Consider the following 16,290-nt stretch of genomic DNA (forward strand, 5'->3'; position numbering starts at 1 on the left):
AGGCATGGCCAGGATACTCGTCTCATCCTGGCCATGCGACAGAGCAATTATGCAGGCATATCTTCCTGCGGAATAATCGCCCCACGAAACTGAATAACCGTGCTGGCAGTGAGAGGACCACGCTGGGCGGCCTCCTCGACCGAGGCGCCAACCAGACGCTTAGCCAGATAGCCCGCACTGAACGAATCGCCCGCCGCCGTGGTGTCAATGATCTTTTCTTTAGCCAGCATGATTGACGGAACCTCTCTAACAGGCTGGTCTTCCGCGGCAATCAGGCAGGATTCCGCACCGCGCTTGATGACGATCTCGCTAACGCCTGCCTGACGTGCCCGGGCAATGACGTCTTCGACAGGCTGCACGCCCCATAACAGATGCTCGTCATCCAGCGTCAGGAAGGCAATATCCGTGTTATCGAGCATCTTTTGATAGGCCTGGCGAGTACTGGCATTGTCTTTCCACAGGCGAGGCCGGTAATTATTATCGAAAATCACCTTGCCTCCGTTTTTGCGGCAGTTTGCCAGCACCTGCATGAGCTTTGCACGGCTGGCGTCAGTCAGGATAGCAAGACTGATACCGCTGAGATAAAGGTAGTCGTAATGTTCCAGCTGCTGGCAAATGTCTTCTGCCAGAGGGCCATTAAGCCAGTAGCGTGCCGCCGCGTCATTGCGCCAGTACCAGAATGTGCGCTCGCCCTGGTCGTCTGTCTGGATCATGTACAGACCGGGCATTTTATCCTCAAGGCGTTGGATCAGGTCGGTATGCACGTTTTCCTGCTGCCAGCGGGCGATCATCTGTGCGCTAAAGGGATCGTTTCCCAGCGCCGTCACGTAATCCACCCGGATTTTGTGTTGATCGACCTGTCTGGCAAGGTAAACGGCCGTATTGAGCGTATCACCGCCAAAGCCGCGTTTAATGTTGTCGCCTTTTTCGGACAGTTCAATCATGCATTCACCGATAACGGCGATTTTTTTATGCGTCATGGTTTAAGGCCTGTAGTTTACATTTGCTTCAGTCTCGCGTTTGTTAGCGTCATCGTCAACTTTTTAAAACAGCGTTTTAATTTAATTTAGGGTGAGGTAAAGCGATAATTAACCCGATAAAGCGGCTTGTTTCGGCGATTGTCGCACTAAAAGAGGCGTAGACTCGTTGCTTCAACGTGGCCGGGTTTTCACTAAGTTGTCGAATGTTAAACGATAAACGCTGCCAGGCCGCCAGATGAAGGCGCTTACTATCAACCAGGAAAAGACCATGGTTATGGAGAATTTTAGTCAATGGCTACCTTCTTCAATTGACATCAACCCGCAGCAAAAAAAACGTCTCATCTGGCAACAGTGTCAACGCAGCTATACCTTTCAGCCCATCTATAAGGTTTCGGGGCAACTGCTGGCGATTGAACTGCTGACGGCCATCACACATCCGTCTGAACCAGAGAAGAAACTGTCTCCTGAAGCCTATTTTTCTGAGCTGGAAATAGCACAACGCCTTAATATTGTTCAGGAGCAGTTAGAATTACTCACCCAGTGGGAATCGTTCTTTGGTCGCAATAACGTCATGGCATCAGTGAATATTGACGGCCCTTCGTTGTCGTTGATACAAAACCATGTACCGATTCGCAGTCTGATTACCCGTTTACCCTGGGTTCGCTTTGAGCTGACCGAGCACCATGTCCTGCCTCAGGAGGAGATGGTCGCGCAAATGCCTGAACTGGGGCCGTTGTGGCTGGATGATTTCGGTTCGGGCATGGCGAACTTCTCTGCACTGACCGAGCTTAAATACGACTACATTAAGCTGTCACGTGAACTTTTTATTCTCTTACGTGCGTCAGATGAAGGCCGGATACTTTTTCCCATGCTGTTGTCGCTGATAAATCGTTACTGCAACGGCGTGATTGTTGAAGGCGTTGAGACGCAACAGGAGTGGGATCAGGTTAAATCGTCCCCGGCGATGGCGGCTCAAGGGTATTTTTTTTCTCGTCCTGCTCCCTTTTCCGAACTGGAAAGCCTTCCTGTGCAGCTTGATTGATCCCTTCCCGCGCGCTCTCGACTATCTTTAACGGAGACCGTGAAAGAGCAGGGAGGAAGCCTAATGTCACGCGCCGGAAAAATTGTAAGCTGGATTGGCGGGATTGTTGTATTGCTGATCGTCGTTGTAGTGATAGTCATTGCAACATTCGACTGGAATCGCCTGAAACCCACTATTAATCAGAAAGTGTCTGCGGAACTTAACCGTCCCTTTGCCATTCGGGGGGATTTGGGCGTCGCATGGCAGCGTAATCCTGAAGAACCCGGATGGCGCGGCTGGTTACCCTGGCCTCATCTGCACGCCGAAGACATTATGTTGGGCAATCCCCCTGATATTCCTGACGTGACCATGATCCACCTGCAACGCGTGGACGCCACACTTGCCCCTCTGGCCCTACTGCACAAAGAAGTCTTTATCCCGTGGATAAAACTGCAGCAGCCTGATGCCCGCCTGATTCAGACCGCCGATAAGAAAAACAACTGGACCTTTACCCTCGCTGACAGCGACAGCAAAGATGATAATGCGCCACCTTCAGCCTGGTCATTTCGTCTCGATAATATTCTGTTCGATCAGGGCACCATTCTCTACCGCGATGCCGTTAACCAGGCCGATGTCACGCTGAAGGTTAACCCGCTCGGCAAGCCTGTGCCCTATTCACAAATCGCGGGCGGAGACGATAAACAACAAGGCGCGGGTGATTTTGTCTTTGGCTGGCAGGCAAGCGGCAGCTATCACAATGAAAAACTCACGGGTCAGGGCAAGATTGGCGGCATGTTATCCCTGCGTAGTCAGACCACAGCGTTCCCGATTCAGGCAGACGTCCGGAACGGTAGCACGCGCGTACAGCTGACCGGCGGCGTTCAGGATCCCCTGAATCTGGGCGGGCTGGACGTGCGTCTACGTTTTTCTGGCGATACGTTGGCAAACCTCTATGGTCTGACCGGCGTTCTGTTACCGGATACCCCGCCTTATGAAACTGATGGCCGCCTGATTGCCAAATTTACCGGCAAAGACGGTGCCGTTTTTCGTTACCAGGGATTTAATGGTCATATTGGCGACAGCGATATTCATGGCTCTCTGACCTACAGCCAGGGCAAGCCACGGCCAAAACTGGTCGGTGAACTCAGATCGGATCAGTTACGTATGGCGGATCTGGGCCCGTTGATCGGCGTTAACTCGGGCAAGGGCAGCGAGAAAACCGAACAGGCCAAGGCAAAACGCGGTGAAAAAACCGTACAGCCTGCGGATCGCGTTCTGCCTCACGACAGGTTCGACACCAAAAGCTGGGACGTTATGGATGCGGATGTGAAGTTTAGCGGCAAGCGCATCGAACACAGCAGTTCACTACCGTTGAGCGATCTTTATACCCATTTGCAGCTCGATAACGGAAACCTGCTGCTTGATCCACTGCGTTTCGGTATGGCGGGCGGTAATCTGAACAGCACCATCCGCCTGGAAGGGAATCGCTCACCGATGCGGGGCCGGGCCGATATTCATGCCCGTAAACTTCGCCTGCGCCAGCTGTTCCCCGACGTACAGGCAATGCAAAACAGCCTTGGGCAGCTGAACGGCGATGCCAGCCTGACCGGCACCGGCAACTCCGTTGCTGACCTGCTGGCAACCAGCAACGGTCAGTTGAAACTGCTGATGAACGACGGACTGATCAGCCGCAACCTGATGGAAATTGCCGGACTCAACGTCGGCAACTATCTGGTCGGTAAGCTGTTTGGTGATGATGAAGTTCGTATTAACTGTGCGGCCACCGATCTTAAACTGCAAAACGGTCTGGCCACGCCAAACCTGTTCGTGTTCGATACGGAAAATGCCGTCATTAACGTGTCAGGCAACGCGAACTTTGCCAACGAGCGGCTGGATCTTTCAGTCAATCCAGAAAGTAAAGGCATCCGAATCGTGACCCTGCGCTCGCCCTTGTATGTTCGGGGCACCTTCAAGCATCCGGACGCTGGCGTGAAAACCGGTCCCTTACTGGCACGCGGGGCGGCGGCGGTGGCATTAGGTGCTGTGGTCGGGCCTGCGGCAGCGCTGTTGGCGCTGATTTCACCCAGTGATACTGACGAGAATCAGTGCAGCCGGGTCCTGCAGCAAATGAAGAAGAAGTGATCAGTTGCGATAGAGCACTTTGATAATGTGATAACCAAAAGCGGTTTTCACCGGCCCGAAAGGTTGTAGCAACGGGCAGGTGAATACCGCTTTATCAAAAGCCGCGACCATTTTTCCCCGACGAAACTCGCCTAAATCTCCCCCGTTCCGACCAGAAGGGCACACAGAATGCTTGCGGGCAAGCTGCTGGAAGTTTTCGCCTTTTTGCAGTTTTTCCAGCAGGGCGATAGCCTGCGCCTCGTGTTTCACCAGAATATGTAAAGCTGCGGCAGTTTTCGCCATGATAATGTCTCTGTTGTGTATAATCGTCCCCCATTATAAACCTGTCTTTTCAAATCGCAGATGCGTTTACCGCACCTGTTCACTGAGCCTGTACATGCCGGCTTGCGGTTTGAAATCGGTATCTTATTTCAACAGAGCGATGTCCCGATGCGTTTAAACTCCAGCCAACAACGAGCCGTCGAATTTGTTACCGGTCCCTGTCTGGTGCTGGCAGGCGCTGGCTCGGGAAAAACCCGCGTAATCACCAACAAAATCGCGCATCTGATTCGTGAGTGTGGCTATCAGGCCCGCCATATCGCCGCCGTGACCTTCACCAATAAAGCCTCACGCGAAATGAAAGAGCGCGTGGCGCAAACGCTGGGGCGCAAAGAGGCGCGCGGCCTGATGATCTCCACGTTTCACACGCTGGGTCTGGAAATCATCAAGCGCGAATATGTGGCGCTGGGCATGAAGTCCAACTTTTCCCTGTTCGACGATCAGGATCAGTTGGCGTTACTCAAAGACCTCACCAGCGAGTGGCTGGAAGAGGACAAGACGTTACTGCAGCAGCTCATTTCTACCATTTCGAACTGGAAAAACGATCTGGTCGATCCGCCGCAGGCGGCCGCGCTGGCCCGCTCGGAGCGGGATAACGTGTTTGCCCATTGCTATGCCCTGTATGACCGGCATCTCAAATCCTGTAACGTGCTGGATTTTGACGACCTCATTCTGTTGCCTACGCTTCTGCTACAGCGTAATCAGGACGTCCGCGAGCGCTGGCAACAACGTATTCGCTACCTGCTGGTGGATGAATATCAGGACACAAACACCAGTCAGTACGAACTGGTGAAGCTGTTGGTCGGCACCCGTGCGCGTTTTACCGTGGTAGGAGATGACGATCAGTCGATTTACTCCTGGCGCGGTGCCCGGCCACAGAATCTGGTCCTGCTTAATGAGGATTTTCCGGCGCTGGAGGTGGTCAAGCTTGAGCAAAACTACCGCTCTTCACAGCGTATTCTCAAAGCCGCGAATATTTTGATCGCCAATAATCCCCATGTGTTTGAGAAGCGTCTTTTTTCTGAACTGGGTCTGGGCAGTGAACTCAAGGTGCTGAGTGCCAATAGCGAAGAACATGAGGCCGAACGGGTAACGGGCGAACTCATTGCCCATCACTTTATTAATAAAACGCAGTATAAAGATTACGCGATCCTGTACCGCGGTAATCATCAGTCCCGCGTGTTCGAAAAATTCTTGATGCAGAACCGCATTCCCTATCGCATTTCAGGCGGGACCTCGTTTTTCTCTCGTCCTGAGATCAAAGACCTGCTGGCTTATCTGCGGGTGCTGACCAATCCCGATGATGACAGCGCTTTCTTGCGTATTGTGAATACGCCACGGCGCGAGATTGGTCCGGCAACGCTGCAAAAACTCGGTGAGTGGGCCAATATCCGCAATAAAAGCCTGTTTAACGCCAGCTTTGATGTGGGCCTTGGGCAAACGCTGACGGGGCGCGGCCTTGAACATCTGCAGCGCTTCACCCACTGGCTCAACGACATTATCCAGCTCAGTGAGCGTGAACCGGTTAATGCCGTGCGCGATCTGATTCGCGGCATCGATTACGAAAGCTGGCTGTTTGAGACATCGGGCAGCCCCAAAGCCGCTGAAATGCGGATGAAAAACGTCAATACGCTGTTTCAGTGGATGACGGAAATGCTGGAGGGTAGCGATCTGGATGAGCCGATGACGCTGGCGCAGGTTGTCACCCGCTTTACGCTGCGCGACATGATGGAGCGCGGTGAGAGCGACGAAGAGCTTGATCAGGTACAGCTGATGACGCTTCATGCCTCAAAAGGGCTGGAGTTCCCCTACGTGTTTCTGGTCGGCATGGAAGAAGGGCTGTTGCCGCATCAGAGCAGTATCGATGAGAACAACATTGAGGAAGAGCGCCGTCTGGCCTACGTTGGCATTACCCGCGCGCAGAAAGAGCTGACGTTTACCTTGTGTCGGGAGCGCCGTCAGTATGGTGAGCTCATCCGCCCTGAACCCAGCCGCTTTCTGCTGGAGCTGCCGCAGGACGACGTAGTGTGGGAAACCGAGCGCAAAGTGGTTAGTGCAGAGGAGCGCATGAAAACCGGCCAGAGTCGGGTGGCCGGGTTGCGTGCAATGCTGGAAAAGGCGAAAAAGAGCTAATCCGTCGCAGACGGGATCAGGAAAGCGTTAACGACCAGTGAACATAGGACTGATAGTGGCTTTCCTGTTCGAGCAGCTCGGCCCGCAGAGGATGTGCTTCCAGCCAGCCCGCCGGTAACGTAACGTGCAGTGCTTCATCATCCGCCTGCATACGAACGGCGGGTAACGTGTCATCACGACGCCGAGTCGAGAAGATAATGGACAGCCGTAGCAGACGGCACAAACGCTCGGCCAGCCGCGGCGGCAGGGCGTTTTGTTGCGTGAGTAGCGCAAGGTCGATGCTGCCACTTTGATTTTGCAGTAAACAGGCCAGCAATTTTTTCTGCGCTGGGGTGAAACCCGGAAGATCAAGGTGGCGGACCAGATAGGCCGCGTGCTGCGGTGCCTGACGGAAATCGACGCTCAGCCCGATTTCATGAATCGCACAGGCGCTTAGCAGAAGCTCCCGACAGCGCTGATCCAGTTTCCAGTGAACACTGACCTGGCGAAAAAAACTTTCCGCTAGCTGCCGGACCCTGTCTGCCTGGCAGACATCAATATTGAACCGGCGCTGCACATTTTGCAGCGTGCGGCTGCGAATATCGCGATCGACAGGCAGGTGCAGCATTCCGTACACCAGCCCTTCGCGCAGCGCGCCGCCGGCCAGCGTCATGCTGTCAATATTGAGTTCCTGAAAGATGGCAATAAGAATGGACAAACCGCTTGGAAACACTAACGCCCGCTCCAGCGTCAGGCCTTCGATTTCAAGCTCTTCAAGTTTGCCGCACTGAATGGCCCGCTGTTTTAACTGCTGTAGCTTACTCAGGGTGATGCGCTCATCCATGCCTTGGGCGACCATGATTTCCTGCAGGGCCTGAACGGTTCCGGACGCACCAACGCACACCTGCCAGCTCTGTTTGCGCAGTTCTCCGGCAACAGGTTTCAGCATCGCTTTGGCAGCCTCTTCAGCCTGGTCAAAATTCTCTTTAGCCAGGTGGCGATCGCCAAAGAATCGCTCCAGCCAGGTGACACAGCCCATCTGCAGGCTAAACAACACGTTGGCATGGGAGCCATCGCCGGTGGCTAACTCTGTGCTGCCACCGCCGATATCCACGACCAGGCGTTGATCGGAACCCCCGGTAGTATGTGCTACGCCTTGATAAATCAGACGCGCTTCTTCTTCGCCGCTAATCACATTGATGGTGCAACCCAGAATCTGTTGCGCCTTATCAAGAAACGCTTGCGCATTAGCGGCAATGCGTAACGTGGCGGTTGCCACTACCCGAATTTGATCGGGAGGAATATCCTGAAGCTGTTCAGAGAAAAGCCGCAGACATTGCCAGCCCCGGGCCATGGCTTCGGCGGACAGGCAATTGGATTTATCCAGGCCTGCTGCCAGGCGCACCTTGCGCTTGATTTTGGCGATGGTCTGGATACTTCCTGACACTTCGCTGACGACCAGCATATGAAAGCTGTTAGAGCCTAAATCAATTGCAGCATAGAGAGTCGATGCGCTTAGCATGGTCAACTTAACCCGAACGTTTACGGTTGCTATGACGGGGTGCACCGCGACGGCCGGTATTGTTGCCTCCGCGACGCTGACCGTTGCCTGAGCGATTGCGCGTCAGACGTTTCGGTGGCGGTAATTCAGTTAACAGCGCGTCGCTGTTGTATTTACTCACCGGAATGCTGTGACCAATGTACTCTTCAATACCGGGCAGGTTTAATGCGTACTCTTCACAGGCCAGGCTGATGGAGTGACCGCTTGCGCCTGCACGTCCCGTACGGCCAATGCGGTGAACATAGTCTTCGCGATCGTCCGGCAGGTCATAGTTAAATACGTGCGTCACCGCAGGAATATGCAGGCCACGAGCCGCAACGTCGGTCGCGACCAGAATATCAATATCGCCTTTGGTAAAGTCATCCAGGATACGTAAACGCTTCTTCTGTGCCACGTCACCCGTCAGCAGGCCGACCCGGTGACCGTCTGCAGCCAGATGGCCCCAAATGTCTTCACAGCGATGCTTGGTATTCGCAAAAATGATTGCTCTGTCAGGCCACTCTTCTTCTACCAGCGTCTGTAACAGGCGCATTTTCTCTTCATTCGAAGGGTAGAAAAGCTCTTCTTTAATGCGATGACCGGTTTTTTGCTCAGGTTCAACTTCAACGTATTCGGCGCTGTTCATGTGCTCGAATGCCAGCTCACGCACGCGGTAAGAGAGCGTGGCGGAGAACAGCATGCTCAGGCGTTGCGTGGCAGCAGGCATGCGACGGAACAACCAGCGGATATCTTTTATAAAGCCGAGATCGAACATGCGATCGGCTTCGTCCAGTACCATGACCTGAATGGCACCGAGATTGACGTGATTCTGCTTGGCGTAATCGATTAAACGGCCGGTGGTACCCACCAGAATGTCGACACCGTTTTCCAGTACTTTTAACTGTTTGTCGTAGCCATCGCCACCGTAAGCCAGACCTAATTTAAGGCCGGTTGATGCCGCCAGTGGTTCAGCATCGGCGTGAATTTGCACCGCAAGTTCACGGGTTGGGGCCAGAATTAAAGCGCGAGGTTGGTTAACCTGGCGGCCCTCTGGAGCAGGGTGAGAGAGAAGATGATGAAACGTTGACGTTAAAAACGCCATCGTTTTGCCGGTACCGGTTTGCGCCTGACCTGCGACATCACGCCCTGAAAGCGTAAACGGCAGTGCTAACGCCTGGATAGGCGTGCAGTTATGAAACCCTTTTTTATCAAGGGCTTCCACCACCAGAGGGTGCAGGGCGAAGTCGGAAAACTTCTGTTCAGTTAAGTGTGTTTTGCTCATAGTGTGGTAGAATATCAGCTTACTATCGCTTTACGAAAGCGTATCCGATGAAATAAAGTCAACCAACATTGGTTTATATTACGCCAATTCGCCAGGCACAATCTTGTGGAGTAAAACATGAGCAGCGATAAAATCGTTCATCTGACCGATGACAGTTTCGACACCGACGTGCTAAAAGCCGACGGCGTTATACTGGTAGATTTCTGGGCTGAATGGTGTGGTCCTTGTAAAATGATCGCGCCAATCCTTGATGAAGTTGCAGAAGAGTATGATGGCAAACTGACCATCGCTAAGCTGAATATTGACGATAACCCAGGCACTGCGCCTAAATACGGCATTCGCGGCATCCCGACGCTGCTGCTGTTCAAAAACGGTGAAGTCGCTGCGACAAAAGTGGGCGCATTGTCCAAAGGTCAGTTAAAAGAGTTCCTGAACGCCAACCTGGCGTAATCGGGCCGGGCGTCCGGCAGTGGTTAAATTTTTGCCTGCTGCTGGACGTTCGCTTTTAAGCGTGCTAACTTATTTTCACTGCACTATGAACATACCTTGTAGTTAGCATTCAAAGTTTTCTCTTGTTAGACCCTGTCATACTGTACCTACCAGCGGTTTAGCAATCTAACGACTAGCTCTACTCTGACTAAGTCGACCGTCTCCTCGCTCCCAGTCATTATTCAAGACGATGATCGTTGAGAAGAGTTGAAAAAGTCATTAACAGAACAGGCATGGACTAACTGCCATACCATTCACGACAAACATTTCGAGTATTACCCCGAGTTTAAGAACCCATCAATATGAATCTTACCGAATTAAAGAATACGCCGGTTTCTGAGCTGATTACCCTCGGCGAGAATATGGGGCTGGAAAATCAGGCTCGTATGCGCAAGCAGGACATTATTTTCTCAATCCTGAAGCAGCACGCGAAAAGCGGCGAGGACATCTTCGGTGATGGTGTGCTGGAGATATTGCAGGATGGATTTGGATTCCTCCGCTCTGGAGACAGCTCCTACCTCGCCGGTCCTGATGACATCTACGTTTCTCCCAGCCAAATTCGCCGCTTTAACCTCCGCACTGGTGACACCATCGCCGGCAAAATCCGTCCACCAAAAGAAGGTGAGCGCTACTTTGCCCTGCTGAAAGTTAACGAAGTTAACTACGACAAACCAGAAAACTCGCGTAACAAGATTCTGTTCGAAAACCTCACGCCGCTGCACGCTAACAGCCGTCTGCGTATGGAGCGGGGTAATGGCTCAACTGAAGACTTAACCGCTCGCGTACTGGACCTGGCGTCACCGATTGGTCGTGGTCAGCGTGGTCTGATTGTGGCACCGCCGAAAGCCGGTAAAACGATGCTGCTGCAGAATATCGCGCAGAGCATTGCTTACAACCATCCAGACTGTGTGCTGATGGTGCTGCTAATCGATGAGCGTCCGGAAGAAGTGACAGAGATGCAACGCCTGGTGAAAGGTGAAGTGATCGCGTCCACCTTCGATGAACCGGCTTCGCGTCACGTTCAGGTGGCCGAGATGGTGATCGAAAAGGCCAAGCGCCTGGTCGAGCACAAAAAAGACGTCATCATTTTACTCGACTCCATCACGCGTCTGGCCCGTGCCTACAACACCGTCGTTCCGGCCTCCGGTAAAGTACTGACCGGTGGTGTGGACGCCAACGCCCTGCATCGTCCTAAGCGTTTCTTCGGTGCGGCACGTAATGTGGAAGAGGGCGGGAGCCTGACCATCATTGCGACGGCACTGGTGGATACCGGTTCGAAGATGGATGAAGTGATTTACGAAGAGTTTAAAGGCACCGGTAACATGGAGCTGCATCTCTCGCGTAAAATTGCCGAAAAACGTGTCTTCCCGGCGATTGACTACAACCGTTCAGGTACCCGTAAAGAAGAGCTGTTAACCTCTCAGGAAGAGCTGCAGAAAATGTGGATCCTGCGTAAGATTATCCATCCAATGGGTGAAATCGACGCGATGGAATTCCTGATTAACAAGTTGGCCATGACCAAAACCAACGACGAATTCTTCGATATGATGAAGCGTTCTTGATCCTTTAGAGCGTCATCTGACTATGATGGCGTTTTTTTCTTTAAATGGTCATAAAATAGCCCCGACGCCACGTTCTGACGTGGCGTTTTTTATTTTCGGGCTATAGGATTGAATGCTGGCAGACGTAATAATAATGACGGTGGCAGTGGTGGACGATTAACCGTTCGTGCACCTCTTCATGCCGAATTCGGAATCTGGAACGGTAACAGGCGCGATTTTTGACGTAATGTGAGTTCCAGGATGATAGCTGAGAGCGTTTAACGTGAATTTACTCACTATGAGTACTGAGCTTGGTTTAGTTTTTATCTTTTCCTTGGTATTTCTTTTCCTTGCTCGCAAAGTAGCAGAAAAAATTGGATTGGTAGACAAGCCAAACATGCGCAAGCGCCATCTTGGCGTTATTCCACTGGTTGGCGGAATATCCGTGTATGCAGGAATTTGCTTCGCCTTCTTCATCACTGACTACTACTTGCCGCACGCTAAGCTTTACCTGGGTTGTGCAGGCGTACTGGTGTTGGTTGGTGCACTTGACGATCGCTTTGATATCAGCGTGAAGATTCGGGCAACAGTACAGGGTATTGTGGCGCTGGTAATGATGTTTTGCGCCAAACTGTACCTGTTGAGTCTGGGATTCATCATTGGCCCGGTAGAACTGATAGTTGGGCCCTTTGGTTATGTGTTGACGCTTTTTGCCGTCTGGGCAGCGATTAATGCTTTTAACATGGTTGACGGTATTGATGGTCTGCTGGGTGGCCTTTCCATGGTGACGTTTGGCGCCATGGGGATCATTCTTTATCTTGATGGGCAGCACAGTCTCGCAATGTGGTGCTTTGCCATGATAGCTGCCACGATCCCCTATATTTTACTTAATCTTGGTTTTCTGGGACGCCGTTTTAAAGTATTCATGGGCGATGCAGGCAGTACCATGATTGGTTTTACGATTATCTGGATTTTGCTTGAAACCACGCAAGGCTTAAGCCATCCCATCACACCAGTCACAGCATTATGGCTGATTGCAATTCCTCTGATGGATATGGTCGCGATTATGTACCGTCGGTTACGCAAAGGAATGAGCCCTTTTTCTGCCGATCGCCAACATATACATCACTTAATCATGCGAGCGGGTTTTACTCCTCGTCAGGCTTTTGTACTGATTACCGCTGCTGCTGCTCTGCTCGCGGGCATAGGCGTGCTGGGTGAATACCTGGCCTTTATCCCTGAATGGGTGATGTTAGCCCTGTTCTTGATTGCCTTCATGGGCTACGGCTATTGTTTGAAACATGCATGGCGCGTCGCGAGAAAGATCCGACGCTTCAAACGACGCCTTAATAATCTCAGCAATGCCAGAAAAAATGTACCCTGATAAGACTTAACAAAGGATAACGCTCTGATGCGCGCTAACGTTGTGGAGAACGAACTGGATATTCGCGGCCTGGGCTGCAGCCTATGGCGTGGAAAGCGCTGGATAGTCGGCTGTGCAGTCGTGTTTGCATTGGTAGCCTGGATAGCAACGCTGCTGATGAAACAGGTGTGGAGCACGACCGCGATAACAGGGCGGCCTACGGTGAATATGCTGGGATCCTACTATTCCCAGCAACAGTTCCTGAACAATCTGGATATGCGCAATAACGCTTTGACGTTAAATACGGCGTCACCTACCGTGATGGACGAGGTGTATCAGGAGTTCCTGATGCAGCTCTCATCCTGGGATACCCGCCGGGAGTTTTGGCAGCAAACCGATTATTATAAAACGCGAAAAAGCGGCAATGCCCACAATGATGCTGCCTTGTTGGACGATATGATTGATAACATTCAGTTTACGCCAGCGGATAGCGCACGAAATATTTTCGACAGCGTCAAACTTAAGGCAGAAACTGCTGCGGATGCGAACAATTTGCTGCGCCAGTATATTGCCTATGCCAGTGAACGCGCTGCACGCCATCTCAATGCAGAGTTAACGGGGGCGTGGCAGGCACGGACCAGCCAGCTTAAGGCGCAGGTCAAACGTCAGGAAGACGTAGCGAATGCGGTATTCCTGCGACGGCAACATCGGCTGGAACAGGCGCTGAAAATTGCCAGCCAGCAGGGCATTAATGAGAAGCAGACGCGTGAGGTGAGCGAAAACCTGGCTGACAGCGATCTGTTTCTAATGGGCCAGCCTTTATTGCAGGGGCAGTTAGAAACCCTGAGAGCGACCGGGCCGAGCTTTGATATCAGCTACGACCAAAATAAAGCGATGCTGACCACACTGGATGCAGGCCCGACGCTTAACAGCAAATTCCAGACCTACCGTTATTTGCGTACGCCGGAAGAGCCGGTTTCACGCGACAGTCCCCGCCGGGCATTTATGATGGTGATGTGGGGCGCGATAGGTGCGCTGGTTGGTGCGGGCGTGGCGCTAGCGCGTCGTCAGCGTACTATGTCAGATACACAAGATTGAGAGAAACAGTGTGAAAGTTCTGACAGTTTTTGGCACCCGACCTGAAGCCATTAAGATGGCACCACTCGTGCAGGCACTGGCACAGGACCCTGCTTTTGAATCACGGCTGTGCGTCACTGCGCAACACCGTGAAATGCTTGATCAGGTGCTGAGCTTGTTTCAGCTGCAACCTGACTACGACCTCAACGTTATGCGACCCGAACAGGGATTAACGGAGATAACCTGCCGTATTTTACAAGGCATGCATACCGTACTGCTCGATTTCAAACCCGATATTGTGCTGGTCCACGGGGATACGACGACCACGCTGGCGGCCAGCCTGGCGGCTTTCTATCAGCAAATCCCCGTCGGGCATGTTGAAGCAGGTTTACGCACGGGCGATCTGGCTTCGCCGTGGCCTGAAGAGGGGAATCGTAAGCTGACGGGACATCTTGCCCGTTTACACTTTACGCCCACACTGCGTTCCCGACAGAACCTGCTGGATGAAAATCTCGCCGACGACAGTATTGTTGTCACCGGTAATACGGTAATTGATGCCTTGCTATGGGTGCGAGATCGGGTGCTGGACGATAATGAGATAAACGCGCAGCTGGCTTCACGCTATCCCTTTCTTGACGACAGTAAAAAGCTGGTACTGGTGACGGGTCATCGTCGTGAAAGCTTCGGCGAAGGTTTTGAGCGCATCTGTAGCGCTCTGGCCCAGATTGCGCGCCAGCATCCTCATGCGCAAATCGTTTATCCGGTCCATCTCAATCCTAACGTACATGAACCCGTTAACCGCATTCTGCGCGGCATTGATAACATTGTGTTGATTGAACCTCAGGAGTATCTGCCGTTTGTCTGGTTGATGAACCGGGCGTGGCTGATTCTCACCGATTCTGGCGGTATTCAGGAAGAAGCGCCTTCACTGGGTAAACCCGTTTTGGTGATGCGTGAAACCACCGAGCGTCCAGAGGCCGTCGAAGCTGGAACGGTGAAGCTGGTTGGTACGGACACGGCAAGAATTGTTAATGAGGTCAGTACATTACTTAACGATGATGAGGCCTGGCAGACCATGAGCCGTGCCCATAACCCTTATGGGAATGGCGAAGCCTGCGGGCGAATATTGCAAGCCTTAAAAGATAACAGAGCCAACTTATGAGTTTTGAAACCATTTCCGTTATTGGACTGGGTTACATTGGGCTGCCAACCGCAGCCGTTTTTGCCTCAAAGGGAAAGAAAGTGGTGGGCGTCGATATCAATGCCCACGCGGTTGACACCATCAATCGTGGTGCCATTCATATTGTCGAACCCGATTTGGATCGGGTGGTTCAGGCTGCGGTCGAGCGTGGAGATTTACGTGCTACGACGCAACCCGAAGCCGCTGACGCTTTTTTGATCGCCGTGCCCACGCCCTTTATGGCGGAGCGCCAACCGGACTTACGCTTTGTGCGTGCGGCTGCGCTGTCGATTGCGCCGGTACTGAAAAAAGGCGATCTGGTGATTCTGGAATCGACTTCTCCGGTTGGCAGTACAGAGCAGATGGCCGACTGGCTGGCCGCGGCGCGACCTGATTTGCGTTTCCCACAGCACGACGGGGATCCTGACGTCTTTGTCGCCTACTGTCCCGAACGCGTTTTACCCGGTCAGATCATGACTGAGCTGATCAGCAACGATCGCGTGATTGGCGGCATGACGCCAGCCTGTTCTGCCCGAGCGAGTGATTTGTATCGTATTTTTTTACAGGGCGAGTGCGTCGAGACAACTGCACGCACCGCTGAAATGTGCAAGCTGACAGAAAACAGCTTCCGCGACGTAAACATCGCCTTTGCCAATGAGCTGTCACTAATTTGTGCTGCGCAGCAGATTAACGTCTGGGAGCTTATTGCACTGGCGAATCGTCATCCGCGCGTCAATATCCTGCAGCCTGGGCCAGGCGTCGGCGGGCACTGCATTGCGGTCGATCCCTGGTTTATCGTGGCGCAGAATCCGGACTTAGCACGCCTGATTCGTACCGCTCGCGAAGTGAATGATGCCAAGCCGCACTGGGTGCTGGACCAGGTAAAAAAAGCGCTGGCAGACTGCCTGATGCAGACCGGAAAACGTGCCAGCGATCTGACCATTGCCTGCTTTGGCCTGGCGTTTAAACCGAACATTGATGACCTGCGTGAAAGCCCAGCCATGGAAGTGGCGCACCTGATTGCCGACTGGCATCAGGGCCGCACGTGGGTAACCGAACCGCATATTCAGCAGATTCCCGACATCCTGGCGACACAGGCCACCCTGGTTTCAACCGAGCAGGCGCTGCAGGAGGCGGATATTTTGGTGATGCTGGTCGATCACCATGCATTCCGCCGTGTTGATGCAGCGCACATTACTCAGCAATGGGTTGTTGATACGAAAGGTGTCTGGCGCTAAAAACCTC

Annotated in this window: 13 protein-coding genes; 9 read left to right on the plus strand and 4 right to left on the minus strand. The window is 52.7% G+C overall.

All coding sequences use genetic code 11. The features are described from left to right. Window positions 1–47: 47 nt before the first annotated feature. Window positions 48–980, minus strand: coding sequence for a sugar kinase (locus NYE92_RS15300; protein ID WP_259019129.1), 933 nt, complete (start codon window positions 978–980; stop codon window positions 48–50). Window positions 981–1,248: 268 nt separating this feature from the next. Between NYE92_RS15300 and pdeH the strand changes: the two genes are divergently transcribed. Beyond that, the gene (pdeH, locus tag NYE92_RS15305) at window positions 1,249–2,022 is read left to right on the plus strand and encodes a cyclic-guanylate-specific phosphodiesterase (protein ID WP_110015546.1); all 774 of its coding nucleotides are present in this window, start codon (window positions 1,249–1,251) and stop codon (window positions 2,020–2,022) included. Between the two features lie 63 nt (window positions 2,023–2,085). Beyond that, window positions 2,086–4,143 carry an AsmA family protein gene (locus NYE92_RS15310; protein ID WP_014594998.1) on the plus strand — a complete coding sequence of 686 codons (2,058 nt, stop codon included), beginning with the start codon at window positions 2,086–2,088 and terminating at the stop codon, window positions 4,141–4,143. Here NYE92_RS15310 and ppiC read toward each other — a convergent pair whose 3' ends face one another. Next, complete coding sequence (gene ppiC, locus NYE92_RS15315; RefSeq protein ID WP_013024048.1) at window positions 4,144–4,425, minus strand: peptidylprolyl isomerase PpiC; 282 nt, start codon at window positions 4,423–4,425, stop codon at window positions 4,144–4,146. It abuts the gene before it with no gap. A 147-nt stretch (window positions 4,426–4,572) separates the two neighbouring features. Here ppiC and rep point away from each other — a divergent pair, with 147 nt between their 5' ends. Further along, window positions 4,573–6,594, plus strand: a complete 2,022-nt coding sequence (gene rep, locus NYE92_RS15320) for a DNA helicase Rep (RefSeq protein WP_029569329.1) — start codon at window positions 4,573–4,575, stop codon at window positions 6,592–6,594. 16 nt (window positions 6,595–6,610) lie between these two features. Here the strand turns inward: rep and gppA are convergent, their stop codons facing one another. Together gppA and rhlB are read right to left on the minus strand one after the other, a co-directional pair. Then, window positions 6,611–8,095: a guanosine-5'-triphosphate,3'-diphosphate diphosphatase gene (gene gppA, locus NYE92_RS15325; protein ID WP_014594999.1), complete on the minus strand. Its 1,485-nt coding sequence runs from the start codon at window positions 8,093–8,095 to the stop codon at window positions 6,611–6,613. A 7-nt stretch (window positions 8,096–8,102) separates the two neighbouring features. Further along, window positions 8,103–9,395: an ATP-dependent RNA helicase RhlB gene (rhlB, locus tag NYE92_RS15330; protein WP_013024051.1), complete on the minus strand. Its 1,293-nt coding sequence runs from the start codon at window positions 9,393–9,395 to the stop codon at window positions 8,103–8,105. Between the two features lie 117 nt (window positions 9,396–9,512). Between rhlB and trxA the strand changes: the two genes are divergently transcribed. The 6 genes from trxA (at window position 9,513) to wecC (ending at window position 16,283) form a co-directional block, all read left to right on the plus strand. Next, complete coding sequence (gene trxA / locus NYE92_RS15335; RefSeq protein WP_006121430.1) at window positions 9,513–9,845, plus strand: thioredoxin TrxA; 333 nt, start codon at window positions 9,513–9,515, stop codon at window positions 9,843–9,845. A gap of 341 nt (window positions 9,846–10,186) precedes the next feature. Beyond that, a complete protein-coding gene (rho, locus tag NYE92_RS15340; protein WP_006121431.1) occupies window positions 10,187–11,446 on the plus strand; it encodes a transcription termination factor Rho in 1,260 nt (419 codons plus the stop codon). Window positions 11,447–11,723: 277 nt separating this feature from the next. Continuing rightward, complete coding sequence (gene wecA / locus NYE92_RS15345) at window positions 11,724–12,809, plus strand: UDP-N-acetylglucosamine--undecaprenyl-phosphate N-acetylglucosaminephosphotransferase (protein WP_014607002.1); 1,086 nt, start codon at window positions 11,724–11,726, stop codon at window positions 12,807–12,809. A 27-nt stretch (window positions 12,810–12,836) separates the two neighbouring features. Next, window positions 12,837–13,886: an ECA polysaccharide chain length modulation protein gene (wzzE, locus tag NYE92_RS15350; RefSeq protein WP_014607001.1), complete on the plus strand. Its 1,050-nt coding sequence runs from the start codon at window positions 12,837–12,839 to the stop codon at window positions 13,884–13,886. Window positions 13,887–13,896: 10 nt separating this feature from the next. Then, the gene (wecB, locus tag NYE92_RS15355; protein ID WP_014607000.1) at window positions 13,897–15,027 is read left to right on the plus strand and encodes a non-hydrolyzing UDP-N-acetylglucosamine 2-epimerase; all 1,131 of its coding nucleotides are present in this window, start codon (window positions 13,897–13,899) and stop codon (window positions 15,025–15,027) included. Continuing rightward, window positions 15,024–16,283: a UDP-N-acetyl-D-mannosamine dehydrogenase gene (wecC, locus tag NYE92_RS15360; protein WP_014606999.1), complete on the plus strand. Its 1,260-nt coding sequence runs from the start codon at window positions 15,024–15,026 to the stop codon at window positions 16,281–16,283. The genes wecB and wecC overlap by 4 nt, the downstream gene beginning before the upstream one ends. Window positions 16,284–16,290 lie beyond the last annotated feature (7 nt).

Origin of the sequence: Pantoea sp. B566, assembly GCF_024793925.1 — a bacterium.
In the GTDB taxonomy this organism is placed as follows: Bacteria; Pseudomonadota; Gammaproteobacteria; order Enterobacterales; family Enterobacteriaceae; genus Pantoea; species Pantoea ananatis.

Bases quoted from the DNA above. Each gene is read 5' to 3' on its own strand.
- NYE92_RS15300 (WP_259019129.1), bottom strand. From the start codon at position 980: ATGACGCATAAAAAAATCGCCGTTATCGGTGAATGCATGATTGAACTG.
- pdeH (WP_110015546.1), top strand. From the start codon at position 1,249: ATGGTTATGGAGAATTTTAGTCAATGGCTACCTTCTTCAATTGACATC.
- NYE92_RS15310 (WP_014594998.1), top strand. From the start codon at position 2,086: ATGTCACGCGCCGGAAAAATTGTAAGCTGGATTGGCGGGATTGTTGTA.
- ppiC (WP_013024048.1), bottom strand. From the start codon at position 4,425: ATGGCGAAAACTGCCGCAGCTTTACATATTCTGGTGAAACACGAGGCG.
- rep (WP_029569329.1), top strand. From the start codon at position 4,573: ATGCGTTTAAACTCCAGCCAACAACGAGCCGTCGAATTTGTTACCGGT.
- gppA (WP_014594999.1), bottom strand. From the start codon at position 8,095: ATGCTAAGCGCATCGACTCTCTATGCTGCAATTGATTTAGGCTCTAAC.
- rhlB (WP_013024051.1), bottom strand. From the start codon at position 9,395: ATGAGCAAAACACACTTAACTGAACAGAAGTTTTCCGACTTCGCCCTG.
- trxA (WP_006121430.1), top strand. From the start codon at position 9,513: ATGAGCAGCGATAAAATCGTTCATCTGACCGATGACAGTTTCGACACC.
- rho (WP_006121431.1), top strand. From the start codon at position 10,187: ATGAATCTTACCGAATTAAAGAATACGCCGGTTTCTGAGCTGATTACC.
- wecA (WP_014607002.1), top strand. From the start codon at position 11,724: ATGAGTACTGAGCTTGGTTTAGTTTTTATCTTTTCCTTGGTATTTCTT.
- wzzE (WP_014607001.1), top strand. From the start codon at position 12,837: ATGCGCGCTAACGTTGTGGAGAACGAACTGGATATTCGCGGCCTGGGC.
- wecC (WP_014606999.1), top strand. From the start codon at position 15,024: ATGAGTTTTGAAACCATTTCCGTTATTGGACTGGGTTACATTGGGCTG.